Consider the following 16,391-nt stretch of genomic DNA (forward strand, 5'->3'; position numbering starts at 1 on the left):
GACACCGCCGGGACCGTTCCGCGCTCCGGCAGGATGCGGTAGACGAAGGTCCCGGAGTAGCGGAAGACCTCGCCGAGCAACCGGCGACGTGACCGGGTAGCGTCGAGGCATGTCCCGTCCTCGTGCCGTCGTCGCCGGTGCCGGCGGATTCATCGGCCAGGCTCTCATCGCAGCCCTCACGGACGACGGGTACGACGTCGTCACCGTCGGACGCACCGCCGCCGTCCGCTGGGACGACCCCGCCGCGCTCGCGGCCGCCGTCGACGGCTCCGACCTGCTCGTGAACCTCGCCGGGAAGTCCGTCGACTGTCGCTACACCGATCGCAACCGCGACGAGATCCTGCGGTCGCGGGTGGAGACGACGCGCGCCCTGCACGCTGCGGTGGCCGCGGCATCCGCCCCGCCCCGGCTCTGGCTCAATGCGTCCACCGCGACGATCTACCGCCACGCGATGGACCGCCCGAACACCGAATCGGGCGGCGAACTCGGGCAGGGCTTCTCGGTCGACGTCGCGCGGTCGTGGGAGCGTGCGTTCTTCGCGGGGGATCTCTCTCGTACGCGCCGCGTCGCCCTGCGTCTGGCGATCGTCGTGGGCGACGGCCCCGCCTCCCGGATGCTGCTCACCCTCGCACGTACCGGACTCGGTGGGCCGCAGCACGACGGCTGGCTCCCGCCGCACCGTCGCTACCGGGGCATCGGCGACGAGCCGACGGGCGACCGGCCGCCCTGGTACCGCACCCGGGGGCGCCAGTGCTTCAGCTGGGTGCACATCGAGGACGTGCTCCGCGCCGTCCGCTTCCTCGTCGAGCGGGACGACATCTCCGGCCCCGTCAACATCGCGATGCCCGAGGCATCCGACAACCGCACCCTCATGCGCACCCTCCGCGGCGTCGTCGGGATGCCGGTGGGCCTGCCATCGCTGCGCTGCATGCTCGAGATCGCCATGTGGGTGCTGCGGACCGAGCCCGAGCTGATCCTCAAGAGCAGATGGGTCTTCCCCGAGCGGCTCGTCGACGCCGGATTCCGGTTCGCGCACACCGACCTCCGCGCGGCGTTCGCCGAGGTCGAACGGGGCCGCCGGGTCAGGCGCTCTGGGGAACGGCGGAGACGGTCCGCGCGATCGTGAACTGCCCGATCACCCGGGTCCCGTCGTACAGCACCGCCGTCTGACCGGGCGCGACGCCGTCGAAAGGGGTCTCGGGGACGACCGTGATCGACCCGTCTCGCACGCTCGCCCGAGCGGGGACCGGATCGGCGTGCGCGCGGATCTGCACGTCGCAGGCGAACACGCCGTCGGCAGGGGCACGTCCGGCCCAGCTGTGCCGCTCCCCGGAGATCTCCGCCGTCGCGAGAGCCTCCTTCGGCCCGACGACGACCGTGTTCGAGACGGGACGCACCTCGAGGACGAACCGCGGCTTGCCGTCCGCGGCGGGGACGCCCAGCTGCAGCCCCCGGCGCTGACCGACCGTGAACGCGTGCGCTCCCTCGTGCCGCCCGACGACCGATCCCTCGCGGTCCACGACGTCACCCTGCTCGGCGCCCACCTTCTCGGCGAGCCACCCGCGGGTGTCGCCGTCGGGGATGAAGCAGATGTCGTGGCTGTCCGGCTTCTGCGCGACCGTCAGGCCGCGCTCGGCGGCCTCGGCGCGGACGACGGCCTTCGACGGCGTCGTCCCGAGCGGGAAGTAGGTGTGGGCGAGCTGGTCCGCGGTGAGCACCCCGAGGACGTAGGACTGGTCCTTCGCCTCATCCGACGCGCGATGCAGTTCGCGCCCCTCCGGACCGTCGACGAGGGTCGCGTAGTGGCCGGTGCAGACGGCGTCGAAACCGAGTTGGAGGGCCCGTTCCAGCAGAGCCGCGAACTTGATCTTCTCGTTGCACCGCATGCACGGGTTCGGCGTGCGCCCCGCCCGGTACTCGCTGATGAAGTCGTCGATGACGTCGTCGCGAAAGCGCTCGGAGAAGTCCCACACGTAGAACGGGATGCCGAGCAGGTCGGCCGCGCGCCGGGCGTCGAGTGCGTCCTCGATCGTGCAGCAGCCCCGGCTGCCGGTGCGGAGGGTGCCTCCGGCGCGCGAGAGCGCGAGGTGGACGCCGACGACGTCGTGACCCGCGTCGACCGCGCGCGCCGCGGCGACGGCCGAATCGACCCCACCGCTCATGGCTGCCAGTACGCGCATCGCCCCAGTCTACGAGCGCGACCCCGCACGGGCGCTGGACGCCGCCGCGCGGCGGTGCGCCTCGGGGAGGGCGGCGAGGAACGCGTCGACGTCGGCCGCCGTGGTCGTGCGCCCGAGCGTGACCCGAAGGACCGAACGGGCCTCGCGATCGGTGCGACCGAGGGCGAGGACGACGTGGCTCGGTTCGGCGACACCCGCTTGGCATGCCGATCCGGTCGACACGCGCACGCCCGCGGAGTCGAGGAGGAACAGGAGGGTCTCCCCCAGCGCGTCGGGGAAGAGCAGGTGCAGGTGGCCGGGTAGTCGCTGGTCCGGTGCGCCGAGCAGTACGACCTCCGGGGCGATGTCGTGCACACCGATCAGGAGCCGGTCGGACAGCGGACGCAGGCGTTCCGCCTCGGCGGCGCGCTCCGCCGCCGTGAGCTCGAGGGCCACGGCCAGGGCGGCGGCACCGGCGACATCCGGTGTGCCCGAGCGGAGGCCACGCTGCTGCCCGCCGCCGTGAAGGACCGCGCTCATGCGGGCGTGACGCGACACGACGAGCGCCCCCGTCCCGACCGGCGCCCCCACCTTGTGGCCTGCGACGCTCAGCGCGACGAGTCCGCCGCGACCGGCTCCCGGTCCCCGCAGCGCGGCGAAGTCGAGCGACAGATGGGCGGTGGCCCCGACGGCGTCGAGGTGGAGGGGCACGTCCGCCGCCGCCGCCGATGCGGCCAGCGCGGCGACATCCGACACGCTCCCGACCTCGTTGTTCGCCACGAGCGCCGTCGCCAGGGCGGCGCCTGGGAGGGCCGCATCGAAGGCCGCGACATCGATCGCCGCGCTCTCGTCGAGCGGCACGGGTCGTACCTCCGCCCCCTGGGCGGAAGCGAGCCACGACACCGTGTCGAGGGTCGCGTGGTGCTCGCCGTCGGGCAGGACGACCGCCGACCGGTCCGGGTCGCGCGCCCACCACGTCCCCTGGAGTGCGAGGTTCACCGACTCCGTGCCCCCCGAGGTCAGCACCACTTCGATGGGGTCGCACCCCAGCACCGCCGCGATCCGCTCACGGGCGTCCTCGAGCAGCCTCCGCGCCGCCTGGCCGGCGCCGTGCACGGACGACGCGTTGCCGGTGACCTCCGACGCGGCGAGCCACGCATCACGCGCCTCCGGCCGCAGCGGAGTGGATGCCGCGTGGTCGAGATAGACCGCCATGACCCTCCGCCTGCCGCTGACCTTCATCGCCTGCTCACTACTGTAGGACGCATGACCTTCGCTCCGGCCGGCCCGACGACCGCGGCGTCCCACACCCCCGTCCCGGGGATGCTGTCGGACGTCTTCGACCGGCTCGGGGTACGCCTGCACGACGGGGGCGGGACGCTGCGGGTGTGGTCGGAGCACGCCACCGACATCGAGCTCGTGGTCTTCGACGACGACGACCCGGACTGGATCGTCGACACCGTCCCGCTGACGCCCGTGGGCGGCGGCGTGTGGGAGGCGACGACGCCCGCGCTGCGAGTCGGCGTCACCTACAGCGTGCGGGTCGACGGACCGCACGGGCCCGGGATGACCTTCAACCCGGCGACGCTGCTGATCGATCCCTACGCGCGGGGGTTGTCGGCCCCCGGCATCCACTCCTGGCGCTCCGTCGTCGTCGACGACTGCTTCGACTGGGGCGGCATCGCGAAGCCGGCGACGCCGCTCGACCGCACCATCGTCTACGAAGCGCACGTCAAAGGCCTCACCAAGCGGCATCCCGGTGTGCCGGCGGCGTTGCACGGCACCTACGCCGGGATGGCGCATCCGGCCATGATCGAGCACTACCGGAGCCTCGGGGTGACCGCGATCGAGCTGCTCCCGGTCCACGCCTTCGCGAGCGAGCCCCGCCTCCTGCAGCTGGGGTTGACCAACTACTGGGGCTACAACTCGGTCGGCTTCTTCGCGCCGCACGCCCCGTATGCGACGGCCGCCGCCCAGGCCGAAGGCGCCACCGCGGTGCTTCGCGAGGTGAAGGGGATGGTGAAGCTGCTGCACGCGGCCGGCATCGAGGTGATCCTCGACGTCGTCTTCAACCACACCTCCGAGCAGGGACTCGGCGAGCCCCGCTCGAGCTTCCGCGGGATCGACAACCGGTCGTACTACCGGCAGGCCGACGACGGCACCTACATCGACGTGACCGGATGCGGGAACTCCCTGAACACGTCGACGGATGCCGCGTCCCGCCTCGTCCTCGATTCGCTGCGTTACTGGGCGAACGAGGTGCAGATCGACGGGTTCCGCTTCGACCTCGCCCCCGTCCTGGGGCGCGATGCCTCCCACGCCTTCACCCCGGAGCACCCGCTCCTGCAGGCGATCGTCCAGGACCCCGCGCTGGCGGGCGTCAAGATGATCGCCGAACCCTGGGACGTCGGCATCGGCGGCTGGCAGACGGGGGCGTTCGGGGACGGCTGGAGCGAATGGAACGACCGCTACCGCGATCGGGTCCGCAACTTCTGGCTGAGCGACATCGACTACTCCCGCCGCGCCGCTGTCACGCCGGTGGGGATCGGCGGGTTCGCGACCCGGCTCGCCGGATCGGCCAACACGTTCAGCGCCGAGCGCGGTCCGCTCGCGAGCGTCAACTTCGTCACCGCGCACGACGGGTTCACCCTCCACGACCTCGTCTCCTACGACTCCAAGCGCAACGAGGCCAACGGCGAGCACGGGCGGGACGGGGCGGACACGAACCGTTCCTTCAACCACGGCTTCGAGGGGCCGACCGACGATCCGACCGTCCTCGCGGCCCGCCGGCGCGCGATGCGCAACCTGCTGGGCACGCTCCTGCTCTCGGCGGGCGTTCCGATGATCACCGCGGGCGACGAGATCGGGCGCACGCAGCACGGCAACAACAACGCGTACTGCCACGACTCCGCGCTGACCTGGTACGACTGGAGCCGCGAACCCTGGCAGGACGACCTGCGCGCCCACGTCGAGCTGCTCACCCGTATCCGCCGGGAGAACCCGGCCCTGCGACCCGTCCGGTTCGCCCATGCCGAGATGACCGTTCCGGGCGCGTCCGTCATCGACTGGTATGACGAGCAGGGGAACACGATGTCGGTCGAGCAGTGGACGGATCCCTCGCACCGCACGCTGCAGTACGACGCCAGCTCCACACCCGAGAGCGAAGCGCCCAACCGCACGCTCCTGGTGGTCCACGGCCGCGAGAGCGACGTCGAGATCATCCTCCCGGCGCTGGAGGGTGTGACGCGCTTCGCCCCCCTGTGGTCGAGCGTCGACGAGCGTCCGCGCTCGGATGCCGCCCCGCTCTCCCCCGGCGATGCGTTCACCGCGACCGGCCCGTCAATGTACCTGTTCCGGGCCGAGTGATCCAGGCCGTTTCGAGCCTTCCTCGGCACCGGTAGGTTCGGAACGTGGCCACACAGATCTCCCCCGCTTCCGTCCGCAGTTCCGCTGAGATCCCGGTCCGGCCGGTGAAGGCGACCAGGAAGGATGCCGGCATCCGCAACGGCCGCATCCCGATCGCCTCCCATCGTCCCAGCGTCCCGGGCGGCCGGTTCGCGCCGACCGCGTTCGTCGGCGAGGCGGTGCCGTTCACGGTCGCCGCCTTCCGCGAAGGACACGACCGCATCGGCGTGCACCTGCGGCTGACGGCGCCCTCGGGCGCGGTCACGCTCCACCGGCTCCAGCCCCTCGACGACGGCTTCGACAATTGGCGCGTCGTCGTGGCACCCCTCGAGCAGGGCACCTGGAAGTTCCGTTTCGAGACGTTCGCCGACGACTACGCGACCTGGCGTCATGCCGCGGAGCTGAAGATCGCCGCGGGTGTGGACCCGATCCTCATGCGGGAGATCGGCGCGCGGCTGTTCGAGCGCGCCGCTGCGGAGAAGACCCGTCCCGTCGAGGAGCGCACCGCCCTCACCTCCGCGGCGCGCGCCCTCCGCGATGACGCCGTGGACGACGAGGCGGCCCTCATCGTGGTGCGCGACCCGGGGCTCGCCCGGGCGTTCGCCGACCGCCCGGCCCTCTCGCTCCACACCCTCCACGAGGAGAACACGCTCCTCGTCGAGCGCGAGCGAGCCGGCGTGGGCGCCTGGTACGAGTTCTTCCCGCGCTCCGAGGGGGCGGTCCGCCTGCCGGACGGCACCGTCCGCAGCGGCACCTTCCGCACGGCGGCCGAACGCCTCCCCGCCGTGGCCGCGATGGGCTTCGACGTGGTCTACCTCCCGCCCATCCACCCGATCGGCGAGGTGAACCGCAAGGGCCCCAACAACACCCTGAACGCCGGTCCCGGGGACCCGGGATCGCCGTGGGCCATCGGCTCGGCGGACGGCGGACACGATGCGGTCCACCCCGACCTCGGGACGCTCGAGGACTTCCGCGCGTTCGTGGACACCGCGAACGCCCACGGCCTGGAGATCGCCCTCGACCTCGCACTCCAGGCCGCTCCCGACCACCCTTGGGTGACAGAGCACCCGGAGTGGTTCACGACGCTGCCGGACGGTTCGATCGCCTTCGCCGAGAACCCGCCGAAGAAGTACCAGGACATCTACCCGGTGAACTTCGACAACGACCCGGTCGGCATCCGCGCCGAGGTGCTGCGCATCGTCCAGCACTGGATCCGGCAAGGGGTGAAGATCTTCCGCGTCGACAACCCCCACACCAAGCCGCTGCAGTTCTGGGAGTGGCTGATCCGCACCGTCAACGCCGAACACCCCGACGTCGTCTTCCTGGCCGAGGCGTTCACCCGTCCCACGCCGATGCGGGCCCTCGCACAGAGCGGTTTCCAGCAGAGCTACTCGTACTTCACGTGGCGCAACACCAAGACCGAGCTCGAGGAGTTCTTCGCCTCGATCTCGGACGAGACGGCCGACTTCATGCGCCCGAACCTCTTCGTCAACACCCCCGACATCCTCACCGAGTACCTGCAGTTCGGCGGTCGCCCCGCCTACCGGATCCGCGCCGCTCTCGCGGCCACCGCGGGGGCCAGCTACGGCGTCTACGCGGGATACGAGCTCTACGAGAACGTCGCCCGCCCGGGGTCCGAGGAGAACATCGACAACGAGAAGTACGAGTACAAGTTCCGCGACTGGGCGGGCGCCGAGGCCGCGGGCGACTCCCTCGCCCCGTACCTGCGGCGGCTGAACGAGATCCGCCGGGCGCATCCCGCGCTTCGGCAGCTGCGCGGTCTGCACCTGCAGGGGACGGACGACGACGCGATCCTCGCCTACGTGAAGCACCTGCCCGCGGCGGTGGCCGAGCGCGGCGAATCCGACACGATCATCGTCGTCGTGAACGTCGACCCGCACTCGGCGCGCGAGACGACGGTGCACGTCGATTCGCAGATCTGGGGACTCCCCCGCGGCCACGACTACGAGGTCGAGGACCTCCTCACCGGCGCGCGCTGGACGTGGAACGAGCACAACTACGTCCGACTCGACGCTTTCGCCGAACCCGTCCACATCCTCCACGTGAAGGCACACTCATGACCCGTCCCGATGATTCGATCCTGGATGCCGTCGGTGCCGGCGCCTACCACGCCCCCCACGACGTGCTGGGCCCGCACCCCGAGGGCGACGAATGGGTGATCCGGGCGCGGCGTCCCTTCGCGCAGACCGTGACCGCCGTGCTGGCCGACGGCTCCCGCGTCGAACTCGAGCACATCCGTCAAGGGGTCTGGGAGGGCGTCACGGAGACGCAGCCGACCGCCTACGATCTCGTCGCGACGTACGAGGGCGCTCCCGACTACCGCGTGGACGACCCGTACCGGCATCTGCCGTCGCTCGGCGAGATGGACCTGCACCTCATCCGCGAGGGGCGCCACGAGCAGCTGTGGACCGTCCTCGGGGCCCACGTCCGCCACTACGGCCCCGTCAGCGGCGTCTCCTTCGCGGTGTGGGCGCCCAACGCCCGGGCCGTCCGCGTCGTCGGCCATCTGAACGGGTGGGACGGCACCCAGCACGCCATGCGCTCGCTCGGATCGAGTGGCGTCTGGGAACTGTTCGTCCCGGGTATCGGCGCGGGCTCGGCCTACAAGTTCGAGATCCTCACCGCGGCGGGCCACTGGGTGATGAAGGCCGACCCGATGGCCCGGGCCGCCGAGATCCCGCCCGCGACGGCATCCGTCGTCACGGAGAGCGAGTACACCTGGTCGGACGACGAGTGGATCGCCGCACGGTCGTCCGGCTCCGTGCACGACAAGCCGATGTCCACCTACGAGCTCCATCTCGGCTCGTGGCGGCCCGGTCTCACCTACCGCGACGCCGCCGACGAGCTCGTGGACTACGTGGGGGCGCAGGGCTTCACCCACGTCGAGTTCCTCCCGCTCGCCGAGCACCCCTTCGGGGGCTCCTGGGGCTATCAGGTGACGGGCTACTACGCCCCGACGAGCCGCTTCGGCAGCCCCGACGACCTCCGCTATCTCATCGACCGGCTGCACCAGGCGGGCATCGGCGTCATCATGGACTGGGTGCCCGGGCACTTCCCGAAGGACGAGTTCGCGCTCGCGCGCTTCGACGGAGCCCCGCTTTACGAGCACCCGGATCCCCGGCGCGGCGAGCACCGCGACTGGGGCACGTACATCTTCGACTACGGGCGCAACGAGGTGCGCAACTTCCTCGTCGCGAACGCGCTCTACTGGCTCGAGGAGTTCCACGTCGACGGGCTGCGTGTCGACGCCGTCGCCTCGATGCTCTACCTGGACTACTCCCGCGAGGAAGGACAGTGGGAGCCGAACATCCACGGCGGCCGCGAGAACCTCGAGGCGATCCGCTTCCTGCAGGAGGTCAACGCCACGGCCTACAAGCGCCACCCGGGGATCGCCATGATCGCGGAGGAGTCGACGAGCTTCCCCGGCGTCACGGCTCCGACCAGCCAGGGCGGTCTCGGGTTCGGCTTCAAGTGGAACATGGGCTGGATGAACGACTCGCTCGTCTACATCGGCCGCGATCCGCTCTACCGCTCGCACCACGAGGGCGAACTCTCGTTCTCGTTCGTCTACGCGTTCAGCGAGAACTTCGTCCTCCCCATCAGCCACGACGAGGTCGTCCACGGCAAGGGGTCGCTGTTCACTCGGATGCCGGGCGACCACTGGCAGCAGCTCGCCAACATGCGAGCCTTCCTGGCGTACATGTGGGGGCACCCGGGCAAGCAGCTCCTGTTCATGGGGCAGGAGTTCGGGCAGATGTCCGAATGGTCCGAGGGGCGCGGCCTGGACTGGTGGATGCTGGATCAGCCGGCGCACCAGCAGTTGCAGCACTTCGTCGCCGCCCTCAACCGCACCTACCGGGACGAAGCGCCGCTGTGGTCGCGCGACACCGACGGGTCCGCTTTCTCCCGCGTCTGGCCGCACACCCCTGACGGCAACATCCTCGGGTTCGCCCGCCGCGACCACGACGGCGGCACGGTGGTCGTGCTGTGCAATTTCGCCGGCTCCCCCCGCCACGACGTGCGGATCACCCTGCCCGAGGCCGGGGCGTGGGCCGAGATCCTCAACAGCGACGCGCAGGAGTTCGGCGGGTCCGGGGTTGGCAACTTCGGCGGCGTGACGACGGATGCCGACGGCACCGCGACCGTCGTCCTGCCACCGCTCGGCGTTCTCTGGCTCCGTCACCAGGCGTGAGAGAAAGGGGGTCCGGGCTGATGCCCGGACCCCCTTTCCTCTGTCAGAAGAGCAGACTCGCGAGTCGTCCCCGCGCTCGGATGACCCGAGGGTCTGCGTCGCCCACGACGCCGAAGAGTTCGAGCAGACGTGCCCGCACGGGCGCGCGCTCGTCCGTCGGCAGAGCGGCGAACAGATCCAGCAGTCGCGCGAACGCGTCGTCGACGTGCCCGCCGGCGAGATCGAGATCGGCGACGGCGAACTGCGCCTCGACGTCGTGCGGAGCGGCAGCGGCAGCGGCGCGCGCGGCGGCGAGGTCCAGGTTCTGCACACGGCCGAGCAGATGCACCTGCGCGAGGCCGGCTTTCGCGTCCTCGTCGCGGGGGTTCTCGGCGAGAGCCTGCTCGTACGCTGCCGCGGCGGCCTGGTAGTCACCGGACTCGATGGCGTCGAACGCCTCCTGATGGAGCGGCGGCAAGGCGGCCGGGCGGTCCTCGGCATCCGTCTCAGCGCCTTCGACGGGCACCGTCCCGGTCACCCCGTGCTGCGCGGCGAGCTGCAGCAGTTGCGTGAAGACCTCGCGCACCTGCGCCTCGGGCACGGCCCCCGTGAAGAGCTGGACGGGCTGACCGGCGACGAGGGCGACCACGAGCGGGATCGACTGCGCACGGAAGCTCTGCGCGAGCTGCGGGTTCGCGTCGACGTCCACCTTCGCGAGCACGAGCCTGCCGCCGAGCTCGTTCACAAGCTTCTCGAGCACGGGGCTCAGCTGCTTGCAGGGGCCGCACCAGTCGGCCCAGAGGTCGACGACGACGGGGACGGTCCGCGACAGCTCGAGGACCTGACCGAAGTCGGCATCCGTCACGTCGAAGATGAGGCGGGATGCCGGGGCTCCGCCGCCGGCGGGCGCGGCGGCCTCGGGCTGTCCCGCGGGCTGGTTGCGAAGGGACGAGAGATCGACGGCGCCGCGGAGGACGGCGCCGGGTGCGGGGGTGCTCACTCTTTTTCAACCACCTTGGCGTCGAGGACGTTGGAACGGGAGGCAAGCAGCTGGATCTTGTCGTTCGAACCCTGCGCGGGCACGAAGAAGTACAGCTGATCGGTGTAACGGGTCTGGAAGCCGGTGCTCGACTGCGAGACGCCCGAGAGCGCCTTCACCACGACGTTCTCGCCGAGTTTGATCACGGCGTCGTCATCGGTCGGGACGGCGGTCTCGTTCTCCGTGACGGTCACGGCCACGATCGCACCGCTGTCGAGTGTGACGAGGGAGAGCGGCTCGGAATCGCCGGGCTCTGCCAGGAACGAGACCCGGCCGGTCTCCTCACCGGTCTCGTTGAACTTCTTGAGGACGGCAGCGCGGTTCTCGGCGACGAGTGAGCGGAACGTGTCGGTCTTCTCGTCGAACAGGGCGGTGAACTCGCTCTTGTCGCCCTTGTCGAGGACGTCCGCGTACGCGGCGGCCAGGTTCTCGGGCGGCATGAGGAGGAACGGTGAGTTGGGCTCGACGGCCACGGCGCCGACGTACTCCGCGGCGAGGTTCATCGTGGCATCGGCGCGGAGACTCGAGATGTAGGCGACCTTGTAGTCGGCCCACGGGTCGCTTTGCGTCGCCGTCATGACGGTGGCGACGCCGTCCGCGTCCTCGACGACCGCCATGAACATCCGTGGCCAGTCGTTCTTCGCCTGCGGCAGCAGGGCGGTCATCGTGCCGGCCGGGATGGCGGGCAGCGGGTCGGCATCGGGGAGCTCGGTGCGGAGTCGGTAGTTCGTCTCACGCTCGGTGAGGGCGGGCCCCGTGAGCCGCAGTGCCGCGGCCTTCGGGTCCTTCGCCTCGTCGGCGGCGGTGACCTGCTCGGAGATCCGGCCGAGGATGCGCTCGGCCTGCGTCTTCGTCACGGCGGGCGCTCCCTGACCCTCGGGCACGATGACGGATGCCGAGGGCGATGGCGTCGCCTCGGGCTGCAGGTCGGGCCAGGCGTCGGGCGAGCAGCCGGTGAGCGCGATCCCGCCGACGAGGAGGGCGGAGAGCGCGACGAACGGGCGCCGTCCGCGGCCGAGTCGCTTCCGCGCGGGAGCCGCCGTGATGACGCCCTTCTCCGCCTGCTCCACCGAGAGGTCGATGGGTTGCGTCGCAGTGGTCGGCAGACCTTTGCGACGCGGGCCCCGGGACCGCCGGACGTGACGCAGAGCGAGGATGTACAGGACGAGGCCCACGACGGCCATCAGGATGCCGCCGGCCAGCAGCGGTCCCGCCCACGGCGTGGTCGCGCCGGTCGGCCAGGTGACGCTCAGATCGGACGGAGCCGCCGCGGTGCCGTCCGAGGCGACCAGGACGCTCATGTCCGCCGGGAGTCGGAGTGTGGTGGCGAGAGACCCGTCCTGCTCGAACTCGTCCAGCCAGAGGTCCGACCCAGCGGGCGCCGCGGTCGGCGCATCGCCCTCGACGGGGGCCGACGCGGCGACGGTCTCGGAGACGGGCAGGTCCTCGGCGCCGAGGGTCACGTGGACATACTCGGTGGGAGCCAGCCACGCCGCGATGTCCTGCGTCCGACCATAGGCGGCGAAGACCGGGCCGTCGCCGGCGATGCGGAGGGTCTGCGCGCCCGGGTGGCTGGCGAGGACCGCACCGTCGATGAGGACGTAGGGGGCGTCGGCATCCGTCGTGAGGGTCGCCGTCTCGGTCGCCGGTGCCTCGAGGATCGTGCGCTGGGCCACTCCGGCGCCGATCATCAGCGTGGCAAGGACGAAGGCGATGATCGCCCACACGAATCTCACGAACTGCCGCCCTCCTCCAGCCGGCATCCGGGGTGCACGGCCGATCATTCGACATTCCAGCCTAGCGAACGGTGCTGGCAAACGCGTGGGAGGGCGTCGCTCCCGCGTCGGGGCGCATCGGCGAACTAGGGTGAGGGAAGACCTGGGAGAGGGCACCGTGAAGATCCAGCATCCGTTCCGCACCGCGCTGATCGCCACCCTCGGCGTGGGCGTCGGCGTCCTCATCCTCACCGGGGTGCAGACCCTGTCAACCGTCCTGCTCTACATCGGGACGGCCCTCTTCCTCGCCCTGGGACTCGACCCCGTCGTGTCGTTCTTCGAACGCCGCGGACTCCCCCGCTGGGGCGCGCTGCTGGCGACCTTCGCGGGCCTCCTCGCCATCGCGACGGCGCTCGTGCTCATCGTGGTCCCGGTCCTCGTCGACCAGATCGCCAAGCTCGTCCAGCAGATCCAGACACTGGTGGAGAGCGCGGTCGATCAGGAGTGGAACCCGGTCACGGTCGCGCGGGACTGGCTCGCGCACACGTTCCCCCTGCTGCAGGTCGACATGGTGTTGGGCTACGTCAACGATTGGTGGAACGGGCTCGACTTCGCCGACATCGGAGCGGCCCTCGGCACCGGCCTGCTCTCCTTCGGTGCGGGGATCGTCGCGACGACGACGGGGACCATCATCGTCCTCATCCTGACGATCTACTTCACCGCCTCGATGCGCTCCCTCAAGCGCTCCGTCTACCAACTGGCACCGGCGTCGAAGCGCGAGCGCTTCGTCGGCCTCTCCGAGCAGATCACGGCATCCGTCGGCTACTACGTCATGGGGCAGGTCGTCCTCGGCGCGATCAACGGCATCCTGAGCGCCATCTTCCTCACCATCATCAAGGCGCCGTTCCCCGCAGTCCTGGCCGTGATCGCCTTCTTCTTCTCGTTGATCCCGCTGGTGGGGACCCTGACCGGATCCGCCATCATCGTGCTCGCCTGCCTGGGGCTCGCGTCGCCGTTGACCGCGCTGGTCGCCCTCGTCTGGTATCTCGTCTACATGCAGGTCGAGGCGTACTTCCTCTCCCCCAGGATCATGAGTCGGGCCGTCTCGGTACCCGGTGCCGTCGTCGTGATCGCCGCCCTCGCGGGTGGATCGCTCCTCGGCCTGCTGGGTGCGCTCATCGCCATCCCCGTGGCAGCGAGCGTTCTGATCATCTACCGCCAGGTGCTGATCCCCCGCCAGAACGAACTCTGATCAGGCGATCCGCCAGCACGCCGTGTGCCAGTGCCGCCTCGCGGCCAGGTCCGCGGCATCCCCGAGCACACCGTCGGCACGCCAGACGACGACGTGCGCCGTCCCGGGCGCCACGGTCCGTCCGCATCCCGGGCACACGTAGTCCTTCTGCGCCTGGACGGCGGACACCGGCTGCACCGTCCACTCGACACCGCGGCGCTGCTCCGTGCGCTTCCAGCCCGCAAGGAGACGGTCGAACGACGCGTCCGGACCGCTGGGCTTGCGCCGATTCGACCGGGGCACGGCTCAGTACCAGCCCGAGCGCTGCGACTTCCCCCAGGCGCCGCACGGGGTGCCGTAGCGACCCTGGATGTATTTCAGGCCCCACGTGATCTGGGTCGCAGGGTTCGTCTCCCAGTCGGATCCGACCGAGGACATCTTGCGGCCCGGCAGGGCCTGCGGGATGCCGTAGGCACCGCTCGAGGCGTTGTAGGCGTTCACCCGCCAGCCGGATTCCTTCTTCCAGAGCGCGACGAGGCAGGCGAACTCCGAGTCCCCCCAGCCGCGAGCGGTCACCATGTCGTACGCGATGGCCTGCGCACTGCCGGGATTCGGCGAGACGAACGGCGGCTGCCAAGAGGAGGACGACCGCTTCGACGAGGACGACCCGGTCGGGAGCGGCGGAGGCGGCGTCGGGGTGGGCTTCACGTAGACGGTGTACTCACTCGCCCGCTCGAGCTCCACGACGGGGGCGTCGCCGGCCTGATACCGCTGCGCGTCCTCGACCGCCGACGCGTAGAGCGAGAGCGGGTCGAGTTGCGCCGCTTCGGCCGGATCGGGGAACGAGACCAGCGGGACGAGCGTCGCGGCCACGAATCCGGCGGTCGCGACCACCGAGAAGACAGCCAGCACGCCGCGCCGCCGTGACCAGCGCGACGGCGGAGCCGCGCGCCCGGAGCGCCGGACGGTCTGCGTCGCGACGCCGGCGCGCGATGGGAGGATCTCGTTGCCGGAAGTCACAGTCTCCCGATCATATCGGCGACGCACGGCACCCGCCACGCATCAACCGACGGACTGCATGACGTCGACGACGGCGTCGAGGACGGCGTCGACCTGCGCCTCGTCGTAACCGCGGAGCTGCATGCGGAAGGCGACCGAACGGACCTGTTCGATCGTCAGCCCCTCCCCGGATTCGAGGTAGCGCGCGATCCGACCCGCGACGAGATCCACCTCGTCGACCCGGTACCCGAAACGGAGCGGGGAAACCCGACGGAAGCGGTGTCGCGGCTTCCGAGAGAGGCGGTCGAGGATCTCCTGCGCCAGCGCACGGGACGCGCCCACCCAGGCGCGGGCGCCCCGCTGATTCATCGCCGTCACGCGCTCCCGCTGCGCGAAGGCATCCTCGATGCGGGCGAGGGCCGCGTCGACCGCGTCGATTGCATACCCCTCGCGCACCAGCGGGAACGCGGCGGCGCGGATGTCGGCGGAGGTGAGGTCGGTGTCGTCGGCCTCGAAAGCGGCGCGCGCGGAGGCGAGGAACTCGTCGACGGCGCGGGGGGCGTAGCCCTTGCGATGCCCCGCGGTCTTCGGGAAGGCGGCGGGAGAGGTGAGCTCGGTCATGACAGTCCGCTCAGGGGGCTCAGGAGGATGTACAGGGCGAGACCCGGGACGAGCGACGGCAGGATCGAGTCGAGGCGATCGAGCACTCCGCCGTGACCGGGCAGGAAGGAGCTCATGTCCTTGATGCCGAGGTCCCGCTTGATGAGTGATTCGCCGAGATCGCCGATCGTCGCCGACACGAGAATCGCGAGCCCGAGGACCGCACCCGCCCACAGCGGCAGCTGCAGCATCAGCACGGCGAGCAGTCCGCCGGCGACCAGACTCGCGACGACGGCACCCGCGAAGCCCTCCCACGTCTTGTTGGGGCTGATCCGCGGGGCCATGGGATGCCGCCCGAAAGCGACCCCGCTCGCATAGGCCCCCGTGTCGACCGAGACCGCGATGACGAGGACGGCCAGCAACCACAGCTCACCGTGCTCCTGGCGCAGGATCACGAGCGCCAGGCTGCCGTGGAAGACGACGTACAGCTGGACGAGGGCGCCCGCGAGGACGTCGGTGACGACGTCACCGTAGCGACGACCGTCGCCGGCGGCCATCTGCGCGATGAGGCGCCACACGATCACGAGGACGACGGCGGCGAACAGGACGAACCACTGCGTGAGGTAGCCGACGAAGGCGGCCCCCAGCACCAGCGCGCCGGCGGTCAGCTGCGCGGGGACGTCGATCCGCCGGCCCGATGCTTGCAAGGCCCGCGAGAACTCGAACGCCCCGAGGAGGCACAGCGGCACCGCGAACGCGATGAACGCCCACTTCCAGAAGAGGAGCGATCCCAGCACGATCGCGCCGATGCCGAGGCCGATGAGGGTCGCCATGATCAGGTTGCGACCCGATCGCGCGTTGATGCGCTCGTTGGCCTCTTCGAACTCGACCCGGGCGCGCTCGATCTGACTCTCGAACTCGCTGCGCGCCGCGCGGACGTGCGACTGGAACGAGGACGGGTCGCCCGTCGCCCGACCGGCCCGCTTCAGCTCGGATCTGCTCGGCGGCGTCTCCGGTCCGACCGCGCTCCCCGGTGCGTCTTCGGACATGG

At 70.7% G+C, this 16,391-nt stretch carries 13 protein-coding genes; 5 read left to right on the forward strand and 8 right to left on the reverse strand.

The features are described 5' to 3' along the window. Positions 1–109: 109 nt before the first annotated feature. On the forward strand, positions 110–1,126 hold the full coding sequence (locus tag AB0P29_RS00515; RefSeq protein ID WP_363377665.1) for a DUF1731 domain-containing protein: 1,017 nt from the start codon (positions 110–112) through the stop codon (positions 1,124–1,126). On the opposite strand, the gene mnmA is transcribed toward AB0P29_RS00515, so the two are convergent. Beyond that, complete coding sequence (gene mnmA, locus AB0P29_RS00520; protein ID WP_363377667.1) at positions 1,083–2,180, reverse strand: tRNA 2-thiouridine(34) synthase MnmA; 1,098 nt, start codon at positions 2,178–2,180, stop codon at positions 1,083–1,085. The two genes, AB0P29_RS00515 and mnmA, sit on opposite strands and share 44 nt — an antisense overlap. A gap of 9 nt (positions 2,181–2,189) precedes the next feature. Then, complete coding sequence (locus AB0P29_RS00525) at positions 2,190–3,374, reverse strand: cysteine desulfurase family protein (protein ID WP_363377669.1); 1,185 nt, start codon at positions 3,372–3,374, stop codon at positions 2,190–2,192. A gap of 51 nt (positions 3,375–3,425) precedes the next feature. On the opposite strand from AB0P29_RS00525, the gene glgX reads away from it, so the two are divergent. The 3 genes from glgX to glgB are packed head-to-tail and all read left to right on the forward strand — an operon-like array spanning position 3,426 to position 9,777. Beyond that, on the forward strand, positions 3,426–5,525 hold the full coding sequence (glgX, locus tag AB0P29_RS00530) for a glycogen debranching protein GlgX (protein ID WP_363377671.1): 2,100 nt from the start codon (positions 3,426–3,428) through the stop codon (positions 5,523–5,525). Between the two features lie 44 nt (positions 5,526–5,569). Continuing rightward, positions 5,570–7,645: an alpha-1,4-glucan--maltose-1-phosphate maltosyltransferase gene (locus AB0P29_RS00535; protein ID WP_363377673.1), complete on the forward strand. Its 2,076-nt coding sequence runs from the start codon at positions 5,570–5,572 to the stop codon at positions 7,643–7,645. Then, positions 7,642–9,777 (forward strand): 1,4-alpha-glucan branching protein GlgB, encoded by a 2,136-nt coding sequence (glgB, locus tag AB0P29_RS00540; protein WP_363377675.1) that lies wholly within the window; start codon positions 7,642–7,644, stop codon positions 9,775–9,777. Before AB0P29_RS00535 ends, glgB begins: the two co-directional genes overlap by 4 nt. A 43-nt stretch (positions 9,778–9,820) precedes the next feature. On the opposite strand, the gene AB0P29_RS00545 is transcribed toward glgB, so the two are convergent. Together AB0P29_RS00545 and AB0P29_RS00550 are read right to left on the reverse strand one after the other, a co-directional pair. Beyond that, the gene (locus tag AB0P29_RS00545; RefSeq protein WP_363377677.1) at positions 9,821–10,756 is read right to left on the reverse strand and encodes a tetratricopeptide repeat protein; all 936 of its coding nucleotides are present in this window, start codon (positions 10,754–10,756) and stop codon (positions 9,821–9,823) included. Further along, positions 10,753–12,531: a glycosyl transferase gene (locus AB0P29_RS00550; protein WP_363377679.1), complete on the reverse strand. Its 1,779-nt coding sequence runs from the start codon at positions 12,529–12,531 to the stop codon at positions 10,753–10,755. The genes AB0P29_RS00545 and AB0P29_RS00550 overlap by 4 nt, the downstream gene beginning before the upstream one ends. 157 nt (positions 12,532–12,688) lie before the next feature. Between AB0P29_RS00550 and AB0P29_RS00555 the strand changes: the two genes are divergently transcribed. Then, positions 12,689–13,762 carry an AI-2E family transporter gene (locus tag AB0P29_RS00555; RefSeq protein WP_217532096.1) on the forward strand — a complete coding sequence of 358 codons (1,074 nt, stop codon included), beginning with the start codon at positions 12,689–12,691 and terminating at the stop codon, positions 13,760–13,762. Here the strand turns inward: AB0P29_RS00555 and AB0P29_RS00560 are convergent, their stop codons facing one another. The 4 genes from AB0P29_RS00560 to AB0P29_RS00575 are packed head-to-tail and all read right to left on the reverse strand — an operon-like array spanning position 13,763 to position 16,389. After that, entirely contained in the window at positions 13,763–14,044 is a 282-nt protein-coding gene (locus AB0P29_RS00560; RefSeq protein ID WP_363377681.1) for a hypothetical protein, read from the reverse strand. Positions 14,045–14,047: 3 nt separating this feature from the next. Beyond that, positions 14,048–14,761 (reverse strand): lytic transglycosylase domain-containing protein, encoded by a 714-nt coding sequence (locus AB0P29_RS00565; RefSeq protein WP_363377683.1) that lies wholly within the window; start codon positions 14,759–14,761, stop codon positions 14,048–14,050. 42 nt (positions 14,762–14,803) lie between these two features. After that, positions 14,804–15,361, reverse strand: a complete 558-nt coding sequence (locus AB0P29_RS00570; protein WP_363377684.1) for a DivIVA domain-containing protein — start codon at positions 15,359–15,361, stop codon at positions 14,804–14,806. Continuing rightward, complete coding sequence (locus tag AB0P29_RS00575) at positions 15,358–16,389, reverse strand: phosphatidate cytidylyltransferase (RefSeq protein WP_363377686.1); 1,032 nt, start codon at positions 16,387–16,389, stop codon at positions 15,358–15,360. Before AB0P29_RS00575 ends, AB0P29_RS00570 begins: the two co-directional genes overlap by 4 nt. Positions 16,390–16,391: the final 2 nt, after the last annotated feature.

This window comes from Microbacterium sp. NPDC080220, assembly GCF_040686395.1.
Taxonomy (GTDB): Bacteria; Actinomycetota; Actinomycetes; order Actinomycetales; family Microbacteriaceae; genus Microbacterium; species Microbacterium gawkjiense.

Coding starts and splice junctions, on each gene's coding strand:
- glgB (WP_363377675.1), top strand. CDS start 7,642: ATGACCCGTCCCGATGATTCGATCCTGGATGCCGTCGGTGCCGGCGCC.
- AB0P29_RS00525 (WP_363377669.1), bottom strand. CDS start 3,374: ATGGCGGTCTATCTCGACCACGCGGCATCCACTCCGCTGCGGCCGGAG.
- AB0P29_RS00575 (WP_363377686.1), bottom strand. CDS start 16,389: ATGTCCGAAGACGCACCGGGGAGCGCGGTCGGACCGGAGACGCCGCCG.
- mnmA (WP_363377667.1), bottom strand. CDS start 2,180: ATGCGCGTACTGGCAGCCATGAGCGGTGGGGTCGATTCGGCCGTCGCC.
- AB0P29_RS00570 (WP_363377684.1), bottom strand. CDS start 15,361: ATGACCGAGCTCACCTCTCCCGCCGCCTTCCCGAAGACCGCGGGGCAT.
- glgX (WP_363377671.1), top strand. CDS start 3,426: ATGACCTTCGCTCCGGCCGGCCCGACGACCGCGGCGTCCCACACCCCC.
- AB0P29_RS00515 (WP_363377665.1), top strand. CDS start 110: ATGTCCCGTCCTCGTGCCGTCGTCGCCGGTGCCGGCGGATTCATCGGC.